Source organism: Rhodococcus sp. ENV425 (assembly GCF_002887785.1).
GTDB lineage: Bacteria > Actinomycetota > Actinomycetes > Mycobacteriales > Mycobacteriaceae > Rhodococcus > Rhodococcus aetherivorans.
Genome location: NZ_PCZU01000186.1, coordinates 1 through 3,146, shown reverse-complemented (window position 1 = coordinate 3,146; position 3,146 = coordinate 1). Strand labels below are relative to the sequence as shown.

The 3,146-nt window shown below is 71.6% G+C and carries 3 protein-coding genes; 2 read left to right on the top strand and 1 reads right to left on the bottom strand.

Translation table 11 applies throughout. The features are described 5' to 3' along the window. The coding region (locus CQZ88_RS31135; protein ID WP_258008617.1) for an FAD/NAD(P)-binding oxidoreductase at nt 1-857 on the top strand (857 nt) is incomplete at its 5' end. A gap of 26 nt (nt 858-883) precedes the next feature. Next, on the top strand, nt 884-1,687 hold the full coding sequence (cmrA, locus tag CQZ88_RS15345; RefSeq protein ID WP_043798995.1) for a mycolate reductase: 804 nt from the start codon (nt 884-886) through the stop codon (nt 1,685-1,687). Between the two features lie 6 nt (nt 1,688-1,693). On the opposite strand, the gene CQZ88_RS15340 is transcribed toward cmrA, so the two are convergent. After that, the coding region (locus CQZ88_RS15340; RefSeq protein WP_102799991.1) for a helicase HerA-like domain-containing protein at nt 1,694-3,146 on the bottom strand (1,453 nt) is incomplete at its 5' end.

Genomic DNA, 3,146 nt, shown 5'->3' with positions numbered 1-3,146 from the left:
CGGCGGTGAACCTGGCCCGCCGCGGGCACGCCGTCACCCTGTTCGAAGCCGACGACGAGATCGGCGGCCAGTTCGGCATCGCCCGCCGCATCCCCGGCAAGGAGGAGTTCGCCGAGACCCTGCGGTACTACCGCCGCCAGCTGGAGCTGACGAAGGTCCAGGTCGAGCTCGGCACCCGCGCCACGGCCGACGACCTGATCGGTGCCTACGACGAGGTGGTCGTCGCGACCGGCGTCACCCCCCGCGTGCCCGCGATCCCCGGCATCGACCACCCGAGCGTGCTGTCGTACCCGCAGGTCGTCCGCGAGGGTGCGCCCGTCGGCGCCCGCGTCGCCGTGATCGGGGCGGGCGGCATCGGCGTCGACGTCTCCGAGTTCCTCACCCACGACCACTCCCCCACCCTCGACCTGGCCGAATGGAAGCGCGAGTGGGGCGTCACCGACCCGAAGGCCGCCCCGGGAGCGCTCACCGAGCCCCGCCCGTCGCCGTCGCCGCGCGAGGTGTTCCTGCTGCAGCGCAAGCCCGGCCGGATCGGCGCGCGGCTCGGCAAGACCAGCGGATGGGTGCACCGGGCGTCGCTGCAGCACAAGAAGGTGCACGAGATCTCGGGCGTGAACTACGAGCGGATCGACGACGCCGGCCTGCACATCAGCTTCGGCGAGGACCGCCGCGACCCGAAGGTGCTCGACGTGGACAACGTGGTGATCTGCGCCGGGCAGGAACCCGTCCGTGACCTCGTCGAGCGGCTCACCGCCGCGGGCGTGACCACGCACGTCATCGGCGGTGCCGACATCGCCGCGGAACTCGACGCCAAGCGCGCGATCGAGCAGGGCACGCGCCTCGCGGACCGCATCTGAGCCGGCCGCGGCTACGCTGACCGACCATGACTCTGCCGAACCCCACCCCCGACGCCCGCGCCGTCGTGACCGGCGCCTCCTCCGGCATCGGCGAGGCCCTCGCCGCCGAGCTCGCCGCGCGCGGGCACTCGCTGATCCTGGTCGCCCGGCGCGGCGACGTGATGGAGGAGCTCGCCGCGACGCTGCGGGCGACGCACGGCGTCACCGTCGAGGTCCGCGCGTGTGACCTGTCCGACCGCGACGCGCGGGCGAAGCTCGTCGACGAACTCGGCGAGCGCCCGATCAGCATCCTGTGCAACAACGCCGGCATCGCGACCTTCGGCCCGGTGGCCCAGCTGGATCCGGGCTACGAGCGGGCCCAGGTCGAGCTGAACGCCGTCGCGGTGCACGACCTGACCCTCGCGGTGCTGCCGCAGATGGTCGAGCGCCGCTCCGGGGCGATCCTGATGGTCGGTTCCGCGGCGGGCAACATGCCGATCCCCCACAACGCGACCTATGCGGCGACGAAGGCATTCGTCAACACCTTCTCCGAGTCGCTGCGCGGGGAGCTGAAGGACAGCGGCGTGCACGTGACGCTGCTGGCGCCGGGCCCGGTGCGCACGGAGACCCCGGATCCGGCGGAGGCCTCGATCGTCGACAAGCTCGTGCCGGACTTCCTGTGGATCTCCAGCGAGCACACCGCGAAGGTGTCGCTCGACGCGCTCGCCGAGAACAAGATGCGCATCGTGCCGGGCCTGATCAGCAAGGCGATGTCCGTCGCCGGCAACTACACCCCGCGCGGCGTCGTCGCGCCCATCGTCGGCGCCTTCTACCGGAAGCTGGGCGCGTAGCCCCCGTCAGCGTCTACGGCGGCGGCCGGTGCCGAAGATGCTGCGGCTGATCTCGCGCCCCGCGGCCGACGCCGCGGACCGCAGGAAACCCTTGACGGCCGCGCTGCCGAGGACCTGCTCGACCATGCTCGGCCCCGCGTCCCGGGGCGGTGGCGTGCCGGGCAGGTCCGGCAACGGCGGGACCTGCGCACGTGGGTCCAGGTCGGGGGCGCCGGCCACCTTCGCGGTGAGCCTCTCGTAGGCGGACTCGCGGTCGACGGTCTGCCCGTACTTGCCGTACAGCGCACTCCCGCGCGCCGCGGACCGGATCGCCTCCTCGCCGACGGTGTCCAGCAACGAACGCGGCGGACGGATCCGCGTCCACGCGACAGGCGTCGGCGCGCCCTTCTCGGACAGCACCGTGACGACGGCCTCGCCGATCCCGAGGGTGGTCAGCGCCTCCTCGAGGTCGTAGAACTCCGTCTCCGGATACGTGCGGACGGTCTTGGCCAGCGCCTTCTGATCGTCCGGTGTGAATGCGCGCAGCGCGTGCTGCACCCGCGCGCCGAGCTGGGACAGCACCGCATTGGGCACATCCGTGGGCAGCTGGGTGCAGAAGAACACTCCCACGCCCTTCGAACGGATGAGCTTGACCGTCTGCTCGATCTGCTGCAGGAACGCCTTCGAGGCGTCGGCGAAGAGCAGGTGCGCCTCGTCGAAGACGAACACGAGCTTCGGCTTGTCGAGGTCGCCCTCCTCCGGCAGCGTCTGGAACAGGTCGGCGAGCACCCACATCAGGAACGTCGAGAACAGCACCGGCCGCGCCGCGTGGGCGCCGAGCTCGAACAGGCTGATCACGCCGTTGCCGCCGACGACGCGCAGCAGGTCCTCGGTCTCGAACTCCGGTTCTCCGAAGAAGGTCTCCCCGCCGCCGGCCTCGAGGTTGACGAGCGCCCTCAGGATCACGCCGGCGGTCGCCGGGGAGACCCCGCCGATACCTTTCAGCTCTGCCTTTCCCTCGTCGCTGGTCAGGTGTGTGACGACCTGCCGCAAATCCTTGAGGTCGAGCAGCGGCAGCCCCTGGCGGTCGGCCCAGTGGAAGATCAGCCCCAACGTCGATTCCTGGGTGGGGTTGAGGCCGAGGACCTTGCTCAGCAGGATCGGACCGAACGCGGTGACCGTCGCGCGGACGGGCACGCCCGGGCCTTCGGTGCCGAGCGAGAAGAACTGCACCGGGTAGGCGGTCGGTCCCCATCCGGAATCCCCGGTCTCCGCGGCGCGGGTCCGGAGCCCGTCGTCGTCCTCTCCGGGCGCCGACAGCCCCGACAGGTCACCCTTCATGTCGGCCATCACGACCGGGACCCCGGCGGCCGAGAGTTGCTCGGCGATGCCCTGCACGGTCTTGGTCTTGCCGGTGCCGGTCGCACCGGCGACCAGTCCGTGCCGGTTCATCGTGGCGAGCGGGATCCGTACCCGGGCC

Excerpts from the sequence above, each read along its gene's own strand:
- cmrA (WP_043798995.1), top strand. The coding sequence starts at position 884 with ATGACTCTGCCGAACCCCACCCCCGACGCCCGCGCCGTCGTGACCGGC.